The 21,087-nt window shown below is 55.6% G+C and carries 27 protein-coding genes; 16 read left to right on the top strand and 11 right to left on the bottom strand.

From position 1 onward, the window contains the following. Positions 1-164: 164 nt before the first annotated feature. Both DXY31_RS01425 and DXY31_RS01420 read left to right on the top strand, forming a co-directional pair. Positions 165-1,433, top strand: coding sequence for an extracellular solute-binding protein (locus DXY31_RS01425; protein WP_114991007.1), 1,269 nt, complete (start codon positions 165-167; stop codon positions 1,431-1,433). After that, on the top strand, positions 1,430-2,812 hold the full coding sequence (locus DXY31_RS01420) for a mechanosensitive ion channel family protein (RefSeq protein WP_114991005.1): 1,383 nt from the start codon (positions 1,430-1,432) through the stop codon (positions 2,810-2,812). Before DXY31_RS01425 ends, DXY31_RS01420 begins: the two co-directional genes overlap by 4 nt. Here the strand turns inward: DXY31_RS01420 and DXY31_RS17495 are convergent. Further along, positions 2,809-3,054, bottom strand: coding sequence for a hypothetical protein (locus tag DXY31_RS17495; protein WP_244279442.1), 246 nt, complete (start codon positions 3,052-3,054; stop codon positions 2,809-2,811). The two genes, DXY31_RS01420 and DXY31_RS17495, sit on opposite strands and share 4 nt — an antisense overlap. Before the next feature lie 69 nt (positions 3,055-3,123). Between DXY31_RS17495 and DXY31_RS01415 the strand changes: the two genes are divergently transcribed. From DXY31_RS01415 to DXY31_RS01405, 3 genes are all read left to right on the top strand, one after another. Further along, on the top strand, positions 3,124-3,912 hold the full coding sequence (locus tag DXY31_RS01415) for a mechanosensitive ion channel family protein (protein WP_371638935.1): 789 nt from the start codon (positions 3,124-3,126) through the stop codon (positions 3,910-3,912). 242 nt (positions 3,913-4,154) lie between these two features. Beyond that, on the top strand, positions 4,155-5,363 hold the full coding sequence (locus tag DXY31_RS01410; protein ID WP_170953472.1) for an ABC transporter substrate-binding protein: 1,209 nt from the start codon (positions 4,155-4,157) through the stop codon (positions 5,361-5,363). A 209-nt stretch (positions 5,364-5,572) separates the two neighbouring features. Continuing rightward, a complete protein-coding gene (locus tag DXY31_RS01405) occupies positions 5,573-6,721 on the top strand; it encodes a mechanosensitive ion channel family protein (RefSeq protein WP_244279425.1) in 1,149 nt (382 codons plus the stop codon). On the opposite strand, the gene DXY31_RS01400 is transcribed toward DXY31_RS01405, so the two are convergent. The 4 genes from DXY31_RS01400 to DXY31_RS01385 form a co-directional block, all read right to left on the bottom strand. Then, positions 6,614-7,402: an ABC transporter permease gene (locus DXY31_RS01400; protein WP_114990996.1), complete on the bottom strand. Its 789-nt coding sequence runs from the start codon at positions 7,400-7,402 to the stop codon at positions 6,614-6,616. The two genes, DXY31_RS01405 and DXY31_RS01400, sit on opposite strands and share 108 nt — an antisense overlap. Before the next feature lies 1 nt (position 7,403). Further along, positions 7,404-8,201 (bottom strand): ABC-2 family transporter protein, encoded by a 798-nt coding sequence (locus tag DXY31_RS01395; RefSeq protein WP_114990994.1) that lies wholly within the window; start codon positions 8,199-8,201, stop codon positions 7,404-7,406. Then, positions 8,201-9,175, bottom strand: coding sequence for an ATP-binding cassette domain-containing protein (locus tag DXY31_RS01390; RefSeq protein WP_114990992.1), 975 nt, complete (start codon positions 9,173-9,175; stop codon positions 8,201-8,203). Before DXY31_RS01390 ends, DXY31_RS01395 begins: the two co-directional genes overlap by 1 nt. Before the next feature lie 64 nt (positions 9,176-9,239). Further along, positions 9,240-11,984, bottom strand: coding sequence for a valine--tRNA ligase (locus DXY31_RS01385; RefSeq protein WP_114990990.1), 2,745 nt, complete (start codon positions 11,982-11,984; stop codon positions 9,240-9,242). Positions 11,985-12,158: 174 nt separating this feature from the next. Between DXY31_RS01385 and DXY31_RS01380 the strand changes: the two genes are divergently transcribed. Both DXY31_RS01380 and DXY31_RS01375 read left to right on the top strand, forming a co-directional pair. Beyond that, positions 12,159-13,388, top strand: a complete 1,230-nt coding sequence (locus tag DXY31_RS01380) for an extracellular solute-binding protein (protein ID WP_244279424.1) — start codon at positions 12,159-12,161, stop codon at positions 13,386-13,388. Then, positions 13,385-14,659 carry a mechanosensitive ion channel family protein gene (locus DXY31_RS01375; RefSeq protein WP_114990986.1) on the top strand — a complete coding sequence of 425 codons (1,275 nt, stop codon included), beginning with the start codon at positions 13,385-13,387 and terminating at the stop codon, positions 14,657-14,659. The genes DXY31_RS01380 and DXY31_RS01375 overlap by 4 nt, the downstream gene beginning before the upstream one ends. Here the strand turns inward: DXY31_RS01375 and DXY31_RS01370 are convergent. Together DXY31_RS01370 and DXY31_RS01365 are read right to left on the bottom strand one after the other, a co-directional pair. Then, a complete protein-coding gene (locus tag DXY31_RS01370) occupies positions 14,610-15,236 on the bottom strand; it encodes a 2OG-Fe(II) oxygenase (RefSeq protein ID WP_114991144.1) in 627 nt (208 codons plus the stop codon). The genes DXY31_RS01375 and DXY31_RS01370 overlap by 50 nt on opposite strands. Positions 15,237-15,253: 17 nt before the next feature. Continuing rightward, positions 15,254-15,703, bottom strand: a complete 450-nt coding sequence (locus tag DXY31_RS01365) for a protein phosphatase (protein ID WP_114990984.1) — start codon at positions 15,701-15,703, stop codon at positions 15,254-15,256. 68 nt (positions 15,704-15,771) lie between these two features. On the opposite strand from DXY31_RS01365, the gene DXY31_RS01360 reads away from it, so the two are divergent. The 4 genes from DXY31_RS01360 to DXY31_RS01345 all read left to right on the top strand — a co-directional run bounded on the left by DXY31_RS01360 (position 15,772) and on the right by DXY31_RS01345 (position 17,765). After that, positions 15,772-16,029: a hypothetical protein gene (locus DXY31_RS01360; RefSeq protein ID WP_114990982.1), complete on the top strand. Its 258-nt coding sequence runs from the start codon at positions 15,772-15,774 to the stop codon at positions 16,027-16,029. A gap of 38 nt (positions 16,030-16,067) precedes the next feature. Further along, complete coding sequence (locus DXY31_RS01355) at positions 16,068-16,988, top strand: oxidoreductase (RefSeq protein WP_114990979.1); 921 nt, start codon at positions 16,068-16,070, stop codon at positions 16,986-16,988. After that, entirely contained in the window at positions 16,985-17,398 is a 414-nt protein-coding gene (locus DXY31_RS01350) for a transcriptional repressor (protein WP_244279423.1), read from the top strand. Before DXY31_RS01355 ends, DXY31_RS01350 begins: the two co-directional genes overlap by 4 nt. A 94-nt stretch (positions 17,399-17,492) precedes the next feature. Further along, the gene (locus DXY31_RS01345) at positions 17,493-17,765 is read left to right on the top strand and encodes a DUF1651 domain-containing protein (protein WP_114991138.1); all 273 of its coding nucleotides are present in this window, start codon (positions 17,493-17,495) and stop codon (positions 17,763-17,765) included. Between the two features lie 81 nt (positions 17,766-17,846). On the opposite strand, the gene DXY31_RS01340 is transcribed toward DXY31_RS01345, so the two are convergent. Further along, a complete protein-coding gene (locus DXY31_RS01340; protein WP_114990975.1) occupies positions 17,847-18,044 on the bottom strand; it encodes a hypothetical protein in 198 nt (65 codons plus the stop codon). Positions 18,045-18,057: 13 nt separating this feature from the next. On the opposite strand from DXY31_RS01340, the gene DXY31_RS16630 reads away from it, so the two are divergent. Together DXY31_RS16630 and DXY31_RS16285 are read left to right on the top strand one after the other, a co-directional pair. Further along, complete coding sequence (locus DXY31_RS16630; RefSeq protein WP_170953471.1) at positions 18,058-18,198, top strand: hypothetical protein; 141 nt, start codon at positions 18,058-18,060, stop codon at positions 18,196-18,198. Then, complete coding sequence (locus tag DXY31_RS16285; RefSeq protein ID WP_170951801.1) at positions 18,182-18,346, top strand: hypothetical protein; 165 nt, start codon at positions 18,182-18,184, stop codon at positions 18,344-18,346. Before DXY31_RS16630 ends, DXY31_RS16285 begins: the two co-directional genes overlap by 17 nt. 31 nt (positions 18,347-18,377) lie before the next feature. On the opposite strand, the gene DXY31_RS01335 is transcribed toward DXY31_RS16285, so the two are convergent. Continuing rightward, the gene (locus DXY31_RS01335) at positions 18,378-18,617 is read right to left on the bottom strand and encodes a hypothetical protein (RefSeq protein WP_114990972.1); all 240 of its coding nucleotides are present in this window, start codon (positions 18,615-18,617) and stop codon (positions 18,378-18,380) included. On the opposite strand from DXY31_RS01335, the gene DXY31_RS01330 reads away from it, so the two are divergent. Continuing rightward, complete coding sequence (locus DXY31_RS01330) at positions 18,616-18,849, top strand: chlorophyll a/b-binding protein (RefSeq protein WP_114990969.1); 234 nt, start codon at positions 18,616-18,618, stop codon at positions 18,847-18,849. The two genes, DXY31_RS01335 and DXY31_RS01330, sit on opposite strands and share 2 nt — an antisense overlap. Before the next feature lie 51 nt (positions 18,850-18,900). Here the strand turns inward: DXY31_RS01330 and DXY31_RS01325 are convergent, their stop codons facing one another. Next, a complete protein-coding gene (locus DXY31_RS01325) occupies positions 18,901-19,116 on the bottom strand; it encodes a hypothetical protein (protein ID WP_114990965.1) in 216 nt (71 codons plus the stop codon). Positions 19,117-19,284: 168 nt separating this feature from the next. Further along, positions 19,285-19,458 carry a hypothetical protein gene (locus DXY31_RS17255; RefSeq protein ID WP_206749778.1) on the bottom strand — a complete coding sequence of 58 codons (174 nt, stop codon included), beginning with the start codon at positions 19,456-19,458 and terminating at the stop codon, positions 19,285-19,287. Positions 19,459-19,949: 491 nt separating this feature from the next. On the opposite strand from DXY31_RS17255, the gene DXY31_RS01315 reads away from it, so the two are divergent. Together DXY31_RS01315 and DXY31_RS17670 are read left to right on the top strand one after the other, a co-directional pair. Continuing rightward, positions 19,950-20,564 carry an AAA family ATPase gene (locus tag DXY31_RS01315; RefSeq protein WP_244279422.1) on the top strand — a complete coding sequence of 205 codons (615 nt, stop codon included), beginning with the start codon at positions 19,950-19,952 and terminating at the stop codon, positions 20,562-20,564. Between the two features lie 127 nt (positions 20,565-20,691). Next, positions 20,692-20,814: a hypothetical protein gene (locus DXY31_RS17670; RefSeq protein WP_256359613.1), complete on the top strand. Its 123-nt coding sequence runs from the start codon at positions 20,692-20,694 to the stop codon at positions 20,812-20,814. The last annotated feature ends 273 nt before the right edge of the window (positions 20,815-21,087 follow it).

Genomic DNA, 21,087 nt, shown 5'->3' with positions numbered 1-21,087 from the left:
CGAGAGATAGGCCGCTGATGAGATCAGAACCCTGACCAAATCCTTATCAGGCTCTAGCGTCGTGGTAATGAGCGAGATACCAGTCAACTGATTGATGAGTTTCTGGCCGGCTGAAGCAATTCCACCCCGTTTAATCCGAAACCGACCGGTGAAATGAACGGCTCATGACCCTTCCCCTCTCAGGACCACCAGTCCGTCATGGCCTGCTGCTAGTTGGTCTTCTCTGCACAGCTGGGCTGCTGAGCGCCTGCAGCAGCAACGGTCGAACCCCGATCAAATTGCTGCGTGTGGCCCGCATCCTGCCGACCAATGAAAAAGTCACCCCAGCTGACAGTTCCAGGGACCGTCAGCGTCTGCGCAGTTTTCAAAACAATCTTTGGGATGTAGTTCCAGGGCTGCGCATCCAACCCGCTCTCTATTCAGAAGCGGCGGTTGAATCTGAACTGGAACGCCAGACCTTCAGCGGACTTGGGCCGGATCTTGTGATGGGCGATGCCCGCGTAATCCAGGAACTCTCCGTCGCAAATCTGCTGGACCCAGTGCCCATCACGCCAGAGCAACGCAACGCCATCGCACCAGGCCTGCTGCAACGCGTCACCAATTCTCGTGGAGAAATCACAGGTCTTCCGGTCTCCCAGTACATCCAGCTCGCCTGTTACGACAAACGCAAACTCAAGGAGCCGCCAGCAACGCTGGCACTCATGTCCAAACAGAGCAGCGCAGGGCAGGTGTTTGGCATCACCCAGAACTTTGAAGACCTCTATTGGAGCATGAGCGGATTCAAGGCCGGCGGCGCACTGGTGAATTCCCTGCGCGGCAAACAACCCACTGCACAACAAACCCAGCGATTGGTCAGCTGGCTGAGCTGGCTGCGGGACGCCAGCTATCAGCAGAACGTGATGTTCTGGAGGGATCAGGCCACACTGCGCAAGCAGCTGATTGGTGGAAAACTCCACTGGATCAGCTGCTGGACCTCACAGTTACCCCAACTGAGAGAAGCCTTGAAAGACAATCTCGGCGTTGCCTCATTGCCGGCTGGACCCGCAGCCCCTGCCATGCCCATCACCAAACTCCAGGTGTGGGGACTGGGCCGCAACTCCAGTACGCGCCAGCGGGAAACCGCCGAAGAACTGATGCAGTTCATCGTTCAACCATGGGCGCAGAAGACCTGGTCACTGCGCTACCGCACCAACTACCCAGTGAATCCCGCAGCCGCCACGATTATCAACCGCCAAATCCCTGGAATCGAGAACCTCTACTTATTCAAAGGCAAGGAAGAAATTCAAATTGGCGACGAAATTGTTGGTGCCATCGATGCCCAGCCAAAACTCGCTCGAGCCATCCAACAGGTCCTCAATGATGTGATCTTTGGGGCGAAAACTCCCGCCAAGGCAGCTGAGCGACTGCAGACCGTTTTGAGCCAATCCTCATGACTACCACCCTCTCCGATCTGCTGATCACGGTGGCGCCTGGAGACATCCTGGTTGAGATGCTCAGCTGGCTGTCATTTGTGCAGCGCTGGCCTGTTCTCATCCAATTGATATTGGTGTTGATCGTGCTTCTGATTGCGCGCACTCGCAGCATCCTTCTCAAGCGCAACCAACGCCTCCAGCGCCTGCTCAACCGAGCAGGCCTGCATCAACGCTTGCCCGATTCAATCCGCGTCTTGCTGGGACCCGCCGTGGTGCTGCTGATGGCAGGGGTCTTCGCACTGATCCAGGTTCCCTACGGTCTGCTGCGTTACTTCGGACTGCTCTGGCTGGGCTGGAATCTGTTCACGCCCTTGAAAACATTGGTGGAAAAAACCAATCCCCGCTTCCCGATCGGAGAAGTGGAGACCACCCTGTTCAAACCCATCTATGTGTTCACAGCCACGTTGTCGCTGCTAAGCCTGCTGGGTAGTCGGGAAAACCTTTCGAGGATTGGAGTTGCCAATCTCTTTGGAGTTGAGATCACTCTCGGCAAGATGTACACCGCCATCGTGGCGATCTACCTCATCGTGACCATTGCCTCCAGGCCGGCGGCACTGATGGCCTGGCTTAGCGGTGTGATCTTCGGAGTGCAGAAACGCAATCAACGCGGCCTTGAGTTGCTATTCCGCTACAGCGTGATCGGAATCGGCATTATCGGCGTGGCCTATTACATCGGCATTAACGGAAACGCCTTCGTAGCAATCGCAGGTGGCTTGTCAGTGGGGATTGGTTTCGGCACCAAGGAAATTATCTCCAACTTCATCAGCAGCATCTGGCTGCTGTTCGAAGGATCAGTCCGACCTGGAGAGATCCTGATGATCAACGGTGATCCATGCACCGTGCGAAAACTGGGTCTGCGCGCCACACAGCTAAGACGAGGACGTGATGGCGCCGAACTGCTGATTCCTAATCAGAACTTCTTCACCCAGGAGGCCGCCTCTTACACAGCAACAGAAACCTCAAGGCGCGACAGCCTGTTGGTTGCCGCTGCCTACCAACACGACCCAGACAAGATCATCGACATCCTGCTGGAGATTGCTGCAGAGCATTCCAAAGTGAAGAAATATCCACCACCAGCGGCATTTGTGATGGAGTTTGCAGAATCCTCAATCATGTACAAGGTGTCGTTCTGGGTTGCAGACCCTCTCGATGCATTCAACGTGGGCAGTGATCTTCGTCGCGCGATTTGGAAGCGCTTCGAGAAAGACAACATCACCATTCCCTTCCCTCAGCGCCAGATCTACCCGATGGAGTGGCCTCCCAGCACAGGCAAAAGCCTCACGCCGCAGCTACAAGCCGAGCAGGTGATTGAACCGGGAGCCACAGACCACATGAGCTAGGTTCGCGACTGCGACACACGAGTCTCATGGCTGAGCCGCATGCGGCAGTGAGGTTCCACCTGCAATTCCTGCAAACCAATACAGGATTGCTGGTAGGCACCCTGGCGCTTGTGGGGGCCTGGCTTCTGCTTCAGTTCCTGAGCCGCCATGGCCGCAACATGGGCAGCCATCTCGCGGCGGCACTCCGCAGACCTGTGCTGTTTGGCCTCGGCATCTCGCTGTATGCCAGCTGGATCATCCATCAGGTCAACGAGGCATTTGAACTGGGACTGCTCGCTCAAGCTGAAGTGAACAGAATCTCCACAACTCTGGTGATTGCCAGCATCACCTGGGCTGTGATGAACATCGGCCAGACCGTACTGAGCTCTGCATCCGTGAGGCGATGGATCCAGATCGAGGATCAACAGGATGAATCCATGCTGATCAATGTGATGAGCAGGCTCTTCACCATTGCAGTGCTGCTGGTCGCCACTGCAGCACTAATGGTGACCTTTGGGGTTCCATCGGGAGCCATCGCCACCATGCTCGGTGGCGCAGGAATCGGCCTCTCATTCGCGACCCAACAGATCAGCCAGAACTTCCTCTCAGGCTTCATGCTGTTTTTCAACCGCCCATTCCGTGAAGGCGACTGGATCAACGCCGATAGCCTCGAAGGAACTGTTGAATCCATCGGCTGGTATTACACACGAATTCGCACTTTTGACCGCAGGCCGCTTTATATCCCAAATTCCGTATTTGCCACGAACCCGATCGAAAATCCAGGTGAAATGTACAACCGTAGAATCCGTGCGAATATCAGCTTACGCTATGAAGATTTAGGCAAAATCAACGGCATTACTAAGGAAGTTCGCAAGCTCCTTCAGGAACATCCAGACATTGATCAAAGCCAGAGTATCCTGGTTAACTTCAATGAATGGGATGCATCATCCATCAACATGATGGTGTATTGCTTCACCAAAACAACCGTATGGAAAGACTGGCTCGACATCCAGCAATCCATTTTCCTAGACATCGCTGGCATTGTTCAACAAAGTGGTGCTGATTTTGCCTTTGACTGCATGACTCTTTATCAGTCACCAGGCACAGATGCAACCGCATGAATCAAGCAGATCAACAGCTGAAGCAAGAGAGATTAGAACCAGACAGGAAATGCGATAAAAGTCTCTGTTGCCTAGGCAAAACCTTGGGAGAGCATTCGGATCATTCCTTACAAAAGAACAAGTCTCATGGAAAACTTAGATGAAACAAGAATAAGTTAGAGCTAAGCTTGAAGAGGAACAAAGGCCGTACCATGCTTTCAGCACATCGGTCAGGGATATTCAATTTGACAGCTGCAGGTTCAATGACGATCCTGCTGAGCAGCTGTAGCAGCTTAAAGGCGCCAAATACCCTATTCATTTCGTACCCCGTCGACGCTTCATCATTCAAAGACGATGTACCGAAAATACAGTCGCGAATCGACGAGTACACCGAAGCATTTCAAAGTTCATACCCAGAAACGCGCCTCGTATACATCACCTACCCAAGCAGCAAGTTCGTTCAACAAATCGAAGCAGACGCCAATCTTAATCTTGGGCCGGACCTTATAATCGCAGACACAGGCACTGCAAACGAATTACTCAAGCGCAATCTCACAACAATACTTCCGGACAAAAAGTATTTTCAAGCAATTTATGGCTCCCGATTTCCATGGGCCAGAAACGCCAATGGTAAGTATGTTTATGCTCCATGGGTGGTAGACACTCAGATCGCATGCTTTAACAATACAAAAATAAAAGAATCACCAAGCACCATTCAAGAACTAGAAAACCTCAGTGCGAGCGGCCGCAAAATTGGACTTTCTTCTGACCCGCTTAACCTAATCTGGTCCGCTGGCAGCAAAGGTGCAATGGCTGAAATAAGTTCTCTTGGCAATCAGGTTACAAGCAAACAGGCTTTTCCATCCATACGGGGTTGGCTCGAATGGCTGCGCAAAGCAGCGCTTTATAACAATATTTATTTCTACGATAACCCAAGGGATCTGGGAAAGAATCTACAAAACAACAAATTGGACTGGTGTACATGCTGGGGCCTTCAAATTGATGACCTGAAAAGAAAAATGGGAAGCACTCTCAGTGTTGCTGCATTACCGAATGGCATGAAGTCAAAAGCCTCTCCGCCCATATCAACTATTGTCTTTGCACTAGGACGAAACTCCAGCAAATCCCAGCGAAAAATGGCATTAAAGTTTATCAAATCAAGTGTGAACACTATCTCGCAAAGAAAATTGCAATTGAGAGAATCCGGACTCCTGGCAGCCAATCAAAATGTAGCAATCCCGCCTCAAAGCTCGAAACAAAACAATGCCTTAGATACTTCTTATAACGAACAAAACAATCATTACGAAAAAGATTGGCATGGAATATATCGTTGGCTTTTTCCTCAAGAAAAAACCTCCAAGAACTCATTGAGCCGATACTGGCAATTGAGCAGGACATTCAGAGAATTCACAAATGGTTATCTTGGTATTAATGAGGCGATGAAAATCTTAACCATGACGAAAGAAAACTGATCATTATGAGAGATCTTCAGATTGAGGTTGCCGGGTGGTTGGGTTATCTCGACCGATGGGCTGTGAGCTGGCAGATCACTTTCATTCTTTGTGTCGTGTTTGCAACTATATTCATCCGTCGCAATAGACATTCCTCTAGTGTCAAACGAAATCTTGCCATTCTGTTTGGCCCTACGGCGCTGCTAGTCCCAGGCATGCTGTTCAGGGTAATGACCATTCCATCTGGAATCATCTTTCGAATTGGAATTGTCTGGGCGCTTTTAAGCTTTATCAACTGGCTTGAATCAAGGCTAAAAATCGATAACCCTAAAAATCAACTTGCATCCTGGCTTGGCTTGATTGTAAGGCCAGCGATATTGATAGGGGCCATCATTTATTTCATTGATCGGCTCAGCAGTCTTTCAACTGTAGGCCTGATAACCATAGGTAATTTATTCAACACTGATTTTGTAATTGCTAACATTTTTTTACTTTCAGTTGGCTTGTACCTGATCCTCGTCACCAGTCGAGCTCTTGCGGCATTGATGGCATATTTAATGCAGGTCGTACTTAAAACAAGTGATCAAAGCCGCAAAATACTTGAGCCACTTTTTCAATATCTTATTGTTGCGATCGGATTTGTAACGCTCGCACTCCTTGCTGGCGTACAAGGCAATACCTTCCTTGTTATCTCAGGCTCCATTGGCGTAGGTTTAGGGTTCGGCCTTAAGGATACGCTGGGCAATCTTTTCAGTGGAATCTATCTACTCCTTGAAGGTGCCATCAAACCTGGCGAAATACTGATGATCGAAAAAGAACCGTGTCGGGTTATAAGCCTCGGCCTAAGAGTGACCACTCTAAGTAGACAGCGTGACGATGCCGAACTCCTGATTCCCAATCAAGTTCTGTTCGCAACTCAGGCAGAATCTTTCACGGCAGGAGAGAATTACAGAAGAGAGTCAGTTGTGGTTGGAGCTGCTTACCATCACGACCCTCAACAAGTGATTTCATTGCTGGAACAGATTGCGCAGTCCCACAAACGCGTGTTGAACAAGCCCGCAGCCCAAGCGTTTGCAATCGATTTTGCCGACTCATCTATCACCTACAAGCTGAAATTTTCTGTACGTAATCCCCTTGAAGCCTTAAACGTAGGCAGCGAACTTCGTCAGCAGATCTGGAGCGCTTTCGAGGAGAACAACATCACCATCCCCTTCCCTCAGCGCCAGGTGTATCCCATGGAATGGCCACCTAAGGATGAGAACAATCTTCAGTTAACTGGAGGCCGAAGTGTAATGACGGAGCGCGAACAACCAGAAGCCACGGGCAGCAGCGAAAAAGACCCCAGCCAAGACAAACCCCAACGCCAACAACGGCAGTGATGCCCTCCCCAAGAGCACCTCAGCTGGAACTGTGGTGAGGAAAGCGACGGGAAGGACAAGGGTGAACAGCAGCCTCAACGACGCGGGATAAGCCTCGAGCGGGTAGCGACCCGAAGCCAGCAGGGCCCGCAGCACTTCCGTGGCGTTCCAGGTCTTCACGAACCAGATGCTGGTGGCAGCGATCAGAAACCACAGCGAGTAAAGAATCAGCGCAGCGACCAACAGCATCATCAACACCGTGACCAGCACAGCTGGGGTTAACACCACACCGGATAGATGCCCGCCCCATGCGGCCAGGCCAAGGCCCAAAACAACCTCCGAAAGACCCGCCGGAGCGAAGGTGCGCAGAGAGACCCAGAACTGACTGTCGATCGGTTTGAGCAGCACGAAATCAAGGGTGCCCTCACGCACATAGGTGACGATCGCTCCCAGGTTGGGCCTCAGCCAGGCGGTCGTCATGCCATCGAACACGGTGTAAAAACCCTGCACGATCAGGGCCTGGTTCCAGTTCCATCCCCCCAGCTCCCGGCCGGGGCCGAAAAACAGTGAGAGGAGCAACAGGCTGCCGCCCAAGCTGAGAGCCACCGCCAGTAGCTCCACCAGCACATTCAGCTGATACTCCAGCTGAGTGGCCAAAGCAGTGCCCCAGAAACGGCGCAAGGTTCGCCAGTAGCGCCCCATCTCAGGCCCCCATGGCGCTGTAGCGCCGCACACCGGCTCGCCAGAGCACGAGCACCAACGGCAGGAGCAACGCCACCCAGGCCAGCTGTGCGGCGAAACCTGCTGCCAGATTCACGGGATCACCGGACAGGACCCGGGCCGGAAAATCAATCAGATAGGGGAAGGGAGTCCAGCGCACCCACTCCTGAACAGCGGGCGGAAAGGCCGTCAACGGAGCGAGCAGTCCGGAGAAAAACAGGAAGGGAAGAAACAGCAAACGCTCCAACGCCGTGGCCTTCTCGCTCCAGAAACACAGAGACGCAATCAGGCTCTGAAGCAGAAAGGTGATGGCAAAGGCCATCCAGGTGGCGAGCCAGGCCAGCAGAAAGCCGCCCAAGGATGGAATCCAGAAAGCCTGCGGCTGAATCAGAAAAAACACTCCGGCGATGCCGGCGGCGAAGGGCAAACGCGTGAGCTGCTCACCCAGATGCGAGGCCACGTAGCGCCAGAGGGGATGCAATGGTTGCAGCAGATAGGGCGAGAGCCTGCCCAGCAGCGCATCCTCCTCGAAGGCATAGACCATCCAGACCACCGAAAACTGACGCACCAGAAAGGCGCTGAGGAAGTAACGGTCCAGAGCTACCCCGTCCAAACCCAGTTGTGAGCGTGCGTCACTGCCGCTCCAGAGGCTGAGCATGATGAACGGCAGCACTCCAGACAAGGCCCAGAGGGCAATCTCAGCGCGGTACTCGAGCATGTGGGCGTACTGACTGCCCAGCAGTGCACGCACAATGCGGCGGTTGAGGCCAAAGATACGCATCAGAGGCTTCCCTGGCGAAACAACTCGCCGATCAGCTGATCGATGGGTGGATCATTCACCTCCAGATCACGCACCTCAAAACGTTCCAGGATCTGTGCCAGCACCCTGGTGAGTGAGGCCGGATCCACCCGCAGGTTCACCTCACAGTTCTCAAGGCTGTCGAGGCGACCTAACCCGGCGAAGGCTTCTGCAGGGGCGGGCTTTTTCAGTTCCAGGCGCACATGACGCTCCGGCGCCAGACGACTGGCGAGGCGATCCAGGGCACCGTCGTGAAACAACTGTCCCTGATGAATCAGCAGCACCCGAGGGCACAGCGCTGTGATGTCAGCCATGTAATGACTGGTGAGCAGGATGGTCGCACCGGTGCGGCGGTTGTACTCAGCCAGAAACTGGCGCACCCGCATCTGGGCATTCACATCCAGCCCCAGAGTCGGTTCATCCAGAAACAACACCTCGGGTTCGTGCAGCAAGGCAGCCAGGAGCTCAGCCTTCATGCGTTGGCCCAGCGACAACTTGCGCACCGGCCGGGTGAGTTCTTCGCCCAGCTCCAGCAGATCCGACAAGTCGGCGATGCGTCTGCTAGCAACGCGATCCGGAATGCCATAAACCGCCGCATTGACACGCAGCGAATCCATCGGTGGCAGATCCCAGATGAGCTGTTGCTTCTGGCCCATCACCAGCGTGATGCGCCGCAGAAAATCGGGGTGCCGTCGTTGGGGTTGATGACCGGCCACCAACACCTGACCGGAACTGGGATAGATCAGGCCACACAGCATTTTGAGCGTGGTCGTCTTGCCGGCGCCATTAGCCCCAAGAAAGCCCACCATCTCGCCGGGAGCGATCGCGAACGACACATCGCGCACCGCCGACACGTCACGCTGCCTGCGGCGCAGAAAATGCTGCAGGGTTCCGGCCAGGCCAGGCTGTTTGTCAGCGACGCGGTACGTCTTGCTGAGCCTTTCGACCGTGATCAACGGAGAGTCCAGCTGTCAAGGGCAGAGCTTGCTGAAGGCTAGGGATCTGAACAGCCCAAGCGACTCAACTGAGATCCTCCAAACGCCTCCGCGCCAGATCAGCCTGGGCCTGCTTCTCAGCCAGGTTGGCCTGGCACTCCGCTACCACCTCCGGCGGCGCCTTATCGGCGAAGTTGGGATTTCCAAGTCGGCCTGCCAGACCCTTGATCTCCTTCTCGGCCTTGGCGATGTCCTTCTCGAGCCTTGCAGCGAGAGCATCGAGATCCACCAGTCCTTCGATCGGAAGCAGCACCTGAAGCTCACCGCTGACGCCAGCCAAAGCCTTGCTCACCGGGGCTGCATCCGCCTCAGACGGCATCATCACCTGAACCGTTTCAGCTTTAGTGAGCGCCGTGATGTCGGCCATTCCCTGCTGCAGCACCGCGACCAGATCGTCGCGGCCACTCACAAAACGGACCGGAACAGTCTGGGATGGCTTAAGACCGGCCACTGCACGCAGATTGCGCACGACGCGGATCGCCGCAATCAACTCGGCGAATGATGCCTCGAGATCGTGATCAAGGGCTTCTTCATCGACGGCCGGCCAGGTCTGCAGCGCCAGGAAGGTTGTCTCTGGCTCAGCGGTGACGCTGTGCCACAACTCCTCAGTGAGATGCGGCATCAGCGGATTCAGCATCAGGTGCATCTGACAGATCACCTTGGCCAAGACCTGCCTGACGGTGCGCTGATCAGCGCGTGCTTCAGCGCTGGCGTTTTCACCAGGATTAAGCCTGCGCTTGCTGAGCTCCAGATACCAGTCGCAAACATCGTTCCAGGCAAACTCATACAACCCCTTGGCCGCTTCCCCCAGGCCGTAGCGGCTGTAGCGGTCTGCTGTTTCGCGGTTCACCCTGGCCAGGCGCGACAGGATCCAGCGATCCGCGAGCTGCAGAACAGCGGGATCGGCTTCTCCCAACTGAGCAGGAGTCTTGCCATCCAGATTCATCAAGGCGAAACGGGTGGCGTTCCAAAGCTTGTTGGCGAAATTCCTTGAAGCCTCAATGGTGGCGGATGTGTCCTTCTTGCGGTCGTAGTCCAGGCGAATGTCCTGACCAGCACCAGCCACTTCCCGCACCAGAGCAAAGCGCAATGCATCGGTGCCGTAACGGTCAATCAGCAGCAGCGGATCGATGCCGTTGCCGGCACTCTTGCTCATCTTGCGGTTCTGCTCATCCCTCACCAGACCATGGATGTAGACGTCCTTGAACGGCATCTCAGCCGTGAAGGCGCCCGCCATCATCGTCATCCGGGCCACCCAAAAGAAAATGATGTCGAAGCCCGTCACCAGGGTGCTGGTGGGGTACCAGCGCTGCAGATCGGCGCTGCTCGCATCGGGCCAACCCAGAGTGGAAAAGGGCCACAGGCCACTGGAGAACCAGGTGTCGAGCACGTCTTCATCCTGCTCGATCTCCGCCGCCGCGCCGTACTCCGCCTTGGCCTTCTCCAGGGCTTCGGCTTCGTTGCGGGCCACCACATAAGGCGTGGTGTCGGTGTATCTGCCATCGGTCTCGCTGATCACGAACCAGGCGGGAATGCGATGCCCCCACCAGAGCTGGCGGCTGATGCACCAGTCGCGGATGTCGGTGAGCCAGTCGCGGTAGACCTTCTCCCAGCGCTCGGGAATAAAGCGAGGATCCTGCTGCTCCAATGCCTCACGGCAGCGGGCCGCCAAAGGCTCGGTTTTCACGAACCACTGGGTGGAGAGCAGGGGCTCCACCGGCACCTTGCCGCGATCGGAATAGGGAACGCTGTGGCGGTAGTCCTCCACCTTCACCAGCAGCCCCAGCTCCTCCAAGCCAGCCACCACGGCCTTGCGGGCCTCGAAGCGATCCAGCCCCTCGAACTGGCCCGCCTCCTTGTTCATCGTGCCGTTCTTGCGCATCACCGTGATCTGGGGCAGACCGTGGCGCTGGCCGATGGCGAAATCGTTGGGGTCGTGGGCCGGCGTCACCTTGACGCAGCCGGTGCCGAACTCCTTCTCCACGTGGTCATCAGCCACGATCGGAATGTCCCGCCCCACGAATGGCAGCGTGAGGGTCTGGCCCACCAGGTGGGCATAGCGCTCGTCGGTGGGGTTCACCGCCACCGCCGTGTCGCCCAGCATCGTTTCGGGCCGGGTGGTGGCCACCTCCAGATGGCCATCACCGCTACTGAGGGGATAACGGAAATGCCAGAGGTGACCGTCCACCTCCTTCATTTCCACCTCCAGATCGCTCACCGCGGAGCCCGAGGCGGGGCACCAGTTCACCAGGTATTCACCGCGGTAGATCAGCCCCTGCTCATGCAGCCGAACGAAGGCCTCCTTCACCGCCTCACTCAGGCCTTCATCAAGGGTGAAGCGCTGGCGCTTCCAATCAACGGAATACCCCAACCGCCGCAGCTGGCCCACGATGCGGCCGCCGCTTTCGGCCTTCCACTGCCAGGCCCGCTGCAGAAAGGCATCGCGGCCGAGCCCATGACGGGTCTTGCCCTCCTGCTTGAGCTGCTTCTCAAGGATCGTCTGCACAGCGATCGAGGCATGGTCAGTGCCAGGCAGGCAAAGCACATTTTTTCCTGCCAGGCGCTGGTAGCGCACGATCGTGTCGATCAAGGCCGTGTTGAAGGCGTGGCCCATGTGCAGGCTGCCAGTCACATTCGGAGGCGGGATCACCACCGAAAACGGATCTCCAGGCGCCTGGGGGTCGGGATGAAAAGCACCTTGGTCCTCCCAGGCCTGCTGCCAGCGGGCCTCGGTGCCCACCGGGTCATAGGTCTTGGCCAGTTCGGACACGGGACGCGCTCAACAACAGCGATCCATGCTCGCAAAACAGCTGTCTGAACCAACACCGAGGCCGCAAGATCAGCCTGCCGAGCAAACGGGGCAGCCTGATGGCCATGGAACGAGCTGTGGCGAGACAGCAACGAATTTGATTATCAGAATGGATCGACCAATCAACTCTCGATCGTGCGTGCTCGGCTGGCAGCCAGCGTCTTGCTCTCCACCCTGGCGCTCAGCGGTTGCAGCCGCCTCGGCAATGAGCTTCCGGTGATGCTTTACCTGGCGATGGTGATCGACCAGGACAGCAAGATCGATACCGCCACACAGACCGACTTCCGCCAGCGGATTCAGCTCATCATCAACGATTTCCGCAAGATCAAACCCAACGTGGAAGTGCAGGTTGCGCTGTACAAACGCGCCAATCTCAACCAGGAACTCCAGCGCCGCAATGCCTCGGATCTGGGGCCCGATCTGGTGGTCACGGATGCCCCTCAAGCCAATCAATTGCTGAGCGAAGGACTCACCGATGAGCTTCCAGTCAAGTCATTCAATCGTTATGAAACTGATCAAGGCCTGTGGGAAAGGGTGAAGTTGGACGATGGGCGAATCACGGCCCAGCCGATGGTCATCTACCCGCAGATTGCCTGCTTCAATCGCGAAATCGTTCAAAACCCTCCCACCACACTGCAGGAACTGCTCCAACAGGGCGCATCCGGTACAAGGGTGGGCTTGGCGGTGAACTTCTCGGAACTGCTTTGGACCGCAGGCAGCCTGGGAGCCATTCAAAGTCTGGCGACGGCCAACGACGACCAGACACTGACGCCAGAGAACACTGAAGCGATGGTGGCATGGCTGGGCTGGTTACAACGGGCCAGTGCCCAGCAGAACATCACCTTTTTCCAGGACCAGGGGCAACTGGAAAACCTGCTCAACGATGGGGAACTCGACTGGGTGAGCTGCAACTCCAACAGCCTGTTGCGACTCAGAAAACAGATGGGCGAAAACCTCGGGGTTTCGCCGCTTCCCAGCGGTCCTGCTGGAACTGCAAGCCCCATGAATGCCGTGAGGGTGTTGGCACTCGGAGCCAATTCAAGTCCAAGGCAACGCGACATGGCCGTGAGCCTGGCCAAGTTCATTACCAACCCGATGGTGCAGCGGAATCTATCGCTGCGCTCCCTCGCATTCCTGCCAGTCAATCCGGCCGTGGCCGTGCCGGTGCGCAGTTCCCGCACGCTGGCCACCCTTATGCAGTCCAGAGAGGATTCGATGCTGCATGAACCAGCTCTGGCTGGGCTGGCTCACCATCGCAGCATCGATCGCGATGGGTCGCAAGTTCTGGTTCAACTGGTGTTTGGAGCCTCAAACCCGCGTTCCAGCCAGGAATCTCTGGTCAAAGCCCTGGAGGGGGGATCATGAGCCAGCTGCTCTGGGAAATTCTCGGCTGGCTGGGTTACCTGCAGCGAAGCGCTGTTGTCGCCCAATTGCTTCTAATCCTTGGACTGAGCGTGGGATGGCACCTCATCAACCCACAACGGCGGCTTGGGAACCTGCACCCAGCATTGAGATTGCTGGTGGCGCCCATCGCCGTGTTGTTGATCGCCTGGCTGATCGAACTTCCCGGCGGAAAGACTGGGCTGGTGAGCTACGCCGGCCTTTGCTGGCTGGGCTGGAATCTGCTCAACCTGTTGAACCAACTGCTATTGCTGCTGCTTCCCACCTCAACAATCCATCAACTGGAAAGTCGACTGCTGAGACCGCTTTTCCTGGTTCTGGTGGGCCTGAACCTGATCAGCAAGTTCGACAATCCCGCTGATCTCGGCGTGATCAAGCTGGGCAGCCTCTTTGGCGAGATCCTCACCGTGAACAATCTGGTCATCGCCATGCTGGTGACCTATCTGCTGCTGGTTGGCACCAAACTTCCGGCCGCGGGTGTGGCTTGGATGCTGCAGAAACTGATCAGCTGCAGTGATAGCAGCAGAAAGGCTCTGGAGCTGATCATCCGTTATGTGGTGATTGGCATCGGCATCACGGCCGTGGGGTTTCACATCGGTCTGAATTCCACGGCTCTCGTAGCGATCGCAGGTGGATTGTCCGTGGGCCTCGGCTTCGGCATCAAGGAGGTGTTTTCCAACTTCATCAGCGGCATCTGGCTGCTGTTTGAAGGGTCAGTGCGTCCAGGAGAAATCCTCATGGTGGACGGAGATCCTTGCGAAGTGCGCAAGCTGGGCCTGCGCGCCACCCTGCTCTGGCGAGATCGAGACAACGCAGAACTGCTGATTCCCAATCAGATGTTTTTCACCGCGCAGGCCACCAGTTACACCGCCACAGACCGAATGCGGCGCAGCGAGATCCGAGTTGGCGCGGCCTACAGCCATGATCCCCAGATTGTCCTCAAGATCCTTGAGCAGACCGCTCTGAGCGTGCCCAGAGTGCTGAATCATCCAGCGCCAAGGGCGCTGCAGGTGCACTACGGAGACTCCGCCATCGAGTATTCATTGCGCTATTGGATCTCCGACCCGATGAGCAACATCGGCATCGTTAGTGAAGTGAATCAGGCGATCTGGACAGCATTCAAACGAGAAGGAATTGAAATTCCTTTCCCACAACAGGTCAACACAGTCCGTGAAATACCACCGCTCAAGAGCGAGCCAAGCGCCGCAGATAACCCTCCTTTGTCCCTGCATTGATCCAGCCGGTGGCGATGGTTTTGCTGTGATGCTGCGTCACCCTTCCACGGTGAATGTGACTGGGACCAGCAGGAAAAATCACCAATTTCCCGCGCACTGCCTCCTCGTGATGCTGCTGCCAGTGAAACTCCGTCCCCGCCTCAGCCACGGTGTCGCAGTAGAGGATCCAGGCCAGAATGCGATGGACAGGTTCCGTGGCCTCATCGCTGATGGTCCAGTCGCAGTGCCACGAACGAAATCCCTCACCGGGTGCGTAGCGCTGCAGATTGAAAATCGGCAACACGAAGAGAGCCTGATCAGGGCAGACCTCACGCAACAGGGGGCGTTCCTGCAGATAGCGATCCAGACCAGCAGAGACGCCCCTAACAATCACCTCTGAGAGGGCAAAAGACTCAGGATCCTCTCGATCAATCGCCACCAGGCTGATGTCGGTGCTCAGCTTCGACGGCTGCTGATCTCCGGCAGGACCGAAGGCAATGCCAGGACGGTGCAAGTCGGTGCGTCGATCAAAGAACGCCATCACCGCATCGGCGACGGCTTCGTAGCCGGCATTGCCGTAGCGACCGATCAGGCTGATGTCGTTCTTCTCAGACATCAATCCTTCCAGGGAATCGCCACCACTCCCTCCAGCCGTTGCCAGCGACTGCGGTCCGCCATAACCCGGCCAGTTAGTCCCACCCTGTCCAGAGCCGCAGAAAGTTGATCAGGGTTGAGCACGGCAGGATCCTCGGGAGCCTGAGACAACAGCAAGACCTGATGTTCCGCAGGATCCGCCAGCACCTGAAGCTCCAGATCCGCCAGCTCCCGCTCAAAAAAGGTTCGACGCAGCCGCGAAGTGATGCGTTCACCAAGAGCAGAGGCGAAGTGCTCCAGGGTGTCGCGTTCTCCGGACAAGCCGCAATTGAGCGAAAGCCAGATCATCAACTTGGCCCAGCTATCAACGGTCCAGAGCGGCTGAAAACTCTCGCGGTGCTGGCGAATCAATTCCAGCAGAGCGAAGTCCACGAGCGTGCCCTGCAACTGTTCGGGATCCGGACGGCTCATGCTGACCCTCACTTGAAGACATCCTCTCCCCCGGGGGTCAAACTGGTATTGCGCGTCTACGCCTGACCATGACCCTGGATCTCAATGATCCCGAACTCGAATTCTCGGATCTGGTTTATGCCTATCAGAGCTGGGTGATGGCCATCATCAACGACGAAAAACTCGATTCCGAGGAGATCCTGCTCAGCGACGAGATCGCTGAAGACGCTCTCAATGCCATGCGCTTCCTACCTGGTGAGGTGACAAGCGCCATCGAAACTTCGCTAGCACGCGTCTATGACGTGGATGCCGACGAACTCGCTGGCCTGCTCTTCCCCGAAGACTGAGCGAACCCGCGAGACTGAGCGAGCGCTGATATCGCCGCATGGGCTGGACCATCGACGACATGCCTAATTTACGAGGACGCATCGCCCTCGTCACAGGGGCCAACAGCGGCCTTGGCCTCGAGACCACGCGGGCCTTGCTCCGGTCCGGAGCGACTGTGCTGATGGCCTGTCGCAGTCGCCGCAAGGGAGAGGCGGCCCGCGCGGAATTGCTGGAGCTGGGGTCCTCTGGTGTGGACTTGCTCGAACTGGATCTAGCTGACCTCGACAGTGTCGATGCCTGCTGCCGAGAAGTCCAGTCGCGCTACGAGCGCTTGGATCTACTGATCAACAACGCGGGACTGATGGCGCCTCCACGGCTGCTGAGCCAGCAGGGGCATGAAATGCAGTTCGCCGTCAATCACCTTGGCCACTTCGCGCTGACCCAGGCGCTTCTCCCTCTGATGGAGGGCCGCGAGCAGGCTCGGGTCGTCACCGTCACCTCGGGAGCGCAATATTTCGGCGCGATCGCTTGGGATGACCTGAGCGGCGAAAAGCGCTACGACCGCTGGAAGGCTTACAGCCAGAGCAAATTGGCCAACGTGATGTTTGCACTGGAGTTAAATCATCGTCTCGAGCAATCGGAAAGCACCGTGAGATCGCTGGCAGCCCATCCAGGGCTGGCGCGGACAAATCTTCAACCGCTCTCGGTGGCATCCAGTGGTGCCTGGCAGGAAGCCCTGGCGTACCGATTGATGGATCCCATGTTCCAAAGCGCAGCCCAGGGGGCACTGCCACAGCTCATGGCGGCAACATCGCCATCCGCACAAGGTGGAGAGCATTACGGCCCCAGTAAATTTGGAGGTATGCGGGGTGCTCCCAAACGGCAGCCCGTGGCTCGCGCCGCTCGCAGCCAGGAACAACGAGCCCGTCTTTGGGCGCTTAGTGCCGAACTGATCCAAACCAGAAGCGCAGCAGTATGAGGTCAGAATTCACCATGGAGCAGCAGGGATCAACAGGGACGCAACGGCAGCAATTGCTGTTGGAAGAACTGCAAAACAGTGAGTCCGAAATGACCGGCCAGCAGCTTCATCGCTGCTTAGAGGGACAACCGGGAGCTATGGGGCTTGCAACGGTGTACCGCAATCTGCGCAAACTCCATCAACAAGGCAAGGTCCGCTGCCGGCATCTACCGACGGGCGAAGCTCTCTACGCACCAGTGGATCGTGATCAGCACCATCTCACCTGTGTGAGCTGCGGCACCACGCAGACGCTGCAGCAATGCCCGATTCATGAAATGAACGTGCAGGCTCCAGAAACAGGCAACTTCAAGCTGATCTTTCACACGCTGGAATTCTTCGGGCTTTGCAACATCTGCCGAACCAAGCGCTGAATCCCTCCGGGATCTCACGCTGTTCCATTCACCGGAATCAAACGACCATTAGTCCCGATATTTGTTTGAGCAGGGTGTGATCAGACTGCTGAGCATGCCAAACCGCAATCGAATCAGCAAAGAACCTCCAGTGAAGTCCGGAGCAGAAGGGTGGTTGGTCAATGGTGCACAAAAGTTACTGGTGCAGTTCAAACCAGACACGCCATCAGTTCAGGAGCAGTGGGTCTCTATAAGAACCTATGGATGGATACCACCGCATCCCCCTGAGCCTCAATCACGACGACGCATGCTCAGGTCAAACGCCATTGAAACTTGGGAAACGATGCTCAAGACCGGCTGGCGACGCTGCTCACCACCGGTGCACTAGAGATTCGAACATGTGATTCTCCACAGGAAACATGACTCTCCAGTGACTCTCCACAGCTCCAGGCCAGGATGCTTAGCGAGGTCAGGGCATCTGAGTCACTTTGGAGGACTGAACGCGATCCATCGCAGTGTCCATTGGCAGTCTGGAGCTGGTGGCTTGCGAAGCAGTAACAAGCCAGACGACCACAGCCACAACGCTGACCCCTACCAGAACCCCAAAAGCTCGAAGCAAATGGTGCGTGATGTCGTCGGGATGACGCTGGGGGGAGCTTGGTGCCATCAAGACTGCGCGGATGGTTCAGTTCTGGCCAACCCAGATCACCTGGGCAAGCAAATGCGCAATTGTTTTCTTAATTGCGGAAGCATTTGCAGGGCTGTCTGAACCAGGGTTAGAGCAAATGGATGCCATCCATCCCCATGACAAGCAGCACTGACCATTCCGAATCCCTGCTGGAAGATGTCGTTGCAGAGGAGATTGCCCTCCAGATTGATCACATTGCGGAATCACTGCAGCGCGAGGGTTGGCCAATGCCGCTGGTGAAGCGTTTCATGCATCGCGCAGTCGAAAACTTACCTGAGTAATCGGCGGGAAGTGTCCCGCACTTGGGACGACTCAATGATCCCTGATGTTGATAGGAGCCACAAACAGCACTTTGAACTCATTGCAGGCTGTTAGGGCAGATCCTGCACACGCACCGGCGCAGCCGTAAGCCAGAGCAGACAGTGGGTGAATTTGCTCCCGTGGAACCCGTCTGGGAAGGTCCTGAAACCGAACCTCCATGGGCGGCTGTCCTGCCTTCCATGGGGCTAGCAGCAGGCGTAGACCGAACAGGTCCCACTCGGAGACATCCATGACAGCAACCACACTTCAAGCACCAACAGGACTGGTCACTCACGATCTTGAAGGGCACGACAACGTCTATGCCAAGGAGCCACCAATGGAACTTGCAGGACCTGACGCCGGCTGGGGGTTCCACCAACGGGCAGAAAAGTTGAACGGTCGTCTGGCCATGCTCGGATTCATTGCTGCGATCGCGACAGAATTGATCAGTGGCGAGGGCTTGCTCCACACCATTGGCCTTTAACCAGGATCAATGCCAGATATCGATACTCCAAAGATGTCTGGGCATCATTGGTCAAGCGCAATCTTTCAATGCATACACATCCGTTGCTTCATTGCAGCGTGATGCAGTGCCCCAGGTCATCATTTCAACTGGATCATCAGCTTCGGGACATCCGATTGAATAGAGCCAGAACTGACTGCCCTGGGGGACAAGCTTCAGGATCCAGACTTCCATTGGATTTGCAACCCAGCGCACGAGTTTGACTCTGCCGTTAACTCCATTCCGCATGTCAATGGGAGCTAAGAAAAGGTGTTGTCGGAAGCCTCAGTTCCAAACATCACAGCCGAACTCGCTTGATCCAGGCCGAAGATTTGATCTCGCAATGATGCTTCCGTGTCGTATTGGCCTGGATTCAAGACACAATCCAGATCGCTGGACTTTGCTGAGACTGGTGCTTTAGCCAGAAGCATCACAACGCTCGTGGTAGTCGAGATACTCCCTCACTTGTAGGTCTGACATCTGCATGATCTTTTTCATCAAATCCTGCTTGTAGTTGTAAAGCCCTTTGCAGCCTTTCAGTGGTTCGAGCAACAGCTCTAGCAAATGGGCCTTGGCAGATGTTCCTGTCATTAATTTTCTCATTCAAATGATCCTGTTATTTGAAAGGTTTTGCCTAGAGATGGATGGCATGACTAGACGGCCCTGCTATTCCCTGGAAGGGCCATGCATGGTTTTCAACTCACTCAAAATGACTTCAGACTCCAGACCTTTCGATGAGTGGCTTCCATTTGATCGCCTGCGGCCAGCAAAAAGGCAGCTTTGGCAATCAAAGAGAAGAGTTTCACTTGTTTGTCATGGGTCGTGGAAGTCATCCCTCCGATGATTCCACCATCGCGGAAACAAGCCGAACTCACATCACCCAAAGGTGTGATTGCTCGGACCATTGAATCCCCCAAAAGGGGTTCCAATGCAGGCCACAGTCTGCAGACACTCCTGATATCTGACTTCTCATTTGGTGATCCTGAGCTGGCCTCGACCTGCAGACCATCGATTAACAACGTTGTTCAGCAATCCAGCTGGGCCCCATTTCTTTGAAGTCGAAACATAATGAATGGGGGTTCTTGACAACAGATCTCAACATGCGCATTGCCATCAGTGGATCCCACTCTCTTGGGAAAAGCACCTTGGTCTGGGACTGGGTGAAACGACATCCCCAATTCACACGCGAAGAGGAGCCTTTCCGTGCACTCGATGCAGAGATGTATGACATCCGATTCCGCCAAGAAAGCAACCGTCTTCATAACGGCATACAGATGTATTACAACGCTAGTCGTGTGAATCTCTATTCATCGATCAACGACTGCGTGATATTCGATCGCGCTCCTGTGGATTACATTGCTTACTCGCAATATACAGCTGATAAGAAAACAACCGATATCGATGATGCCTTTGTGAATGCGATGGTACCAAGAGTTAGAGAAACTCTGCAGAGACTTGATCTAGTGGTTTTTGTTCCAATGACTGAACGTTGGCCAGTTGACATGGAGGATGACGGCATCAGACCCGTCGATCTTGCTTACCGAGCAGAAGTCGATGCAATCTTTAAACAGATCTACCGGGATGAACGCTTCTCCGTGATGCCAGACATCAATCAGCCAAAACTGATTGAACTCTGGGGCTCCCGTGAGCAAAGGCTCGATCGACTCCAACAAGCAGCGGCGTCATGCATGCACTGATCGAATCGGCACAGACATGTGGCACTGCAGCTGAGCGTTGCGAGACATGTGTCCCCTACTTGACAGACACAGCGACAGATTTCCGGGAAGGTGGCTTGAACCGCGATGGATCAATGTCCAGAAGCAGTTGGCTGAAGAGCCCAACACGATGCTCAGCAGCCTCCACCTGGCAGACATCTCCACCGCCCGCACCAAAGAAGCCACAACAACGGGTCGAATTAATCTGGTCGATGCCTTCATCGGCACCTGAGGAAGCTCAAGACTCTGACCTGTGACACAGGCTTAAGCCTCACTGACAGGGATCAGTAATGAATAACAGCGCGACCATTGATCAACAACGTTGACCAACCCGACGCTGCAATCCGCATTACGCCGCCGGGTTTGTCGAGACGTGCATGGGCCTTTCATTTCCCCGCGGCAAAATAATGGCAATCGAATGGGTGCTTCTGTGGCTCCCGATTGCTGAACTGGTCCTCTTCAATCCGACTGGGGAAGGTCCTGAAACCGAACCTTCCAGGGCGGC

Origin of the sequence: Synechococcus sp. UW179A (assembly GCF_900473965.1) — a bacterium.
Taxonomy (GTDB): Bacteria; Cyanobacteriota; Cyanobacteriia; order PCC-6307; family Cyanobiaceae; genus Synechococcus_C.
This window is presented reverse-complemented; position numbering and strand designations above follow the sequence as displayed.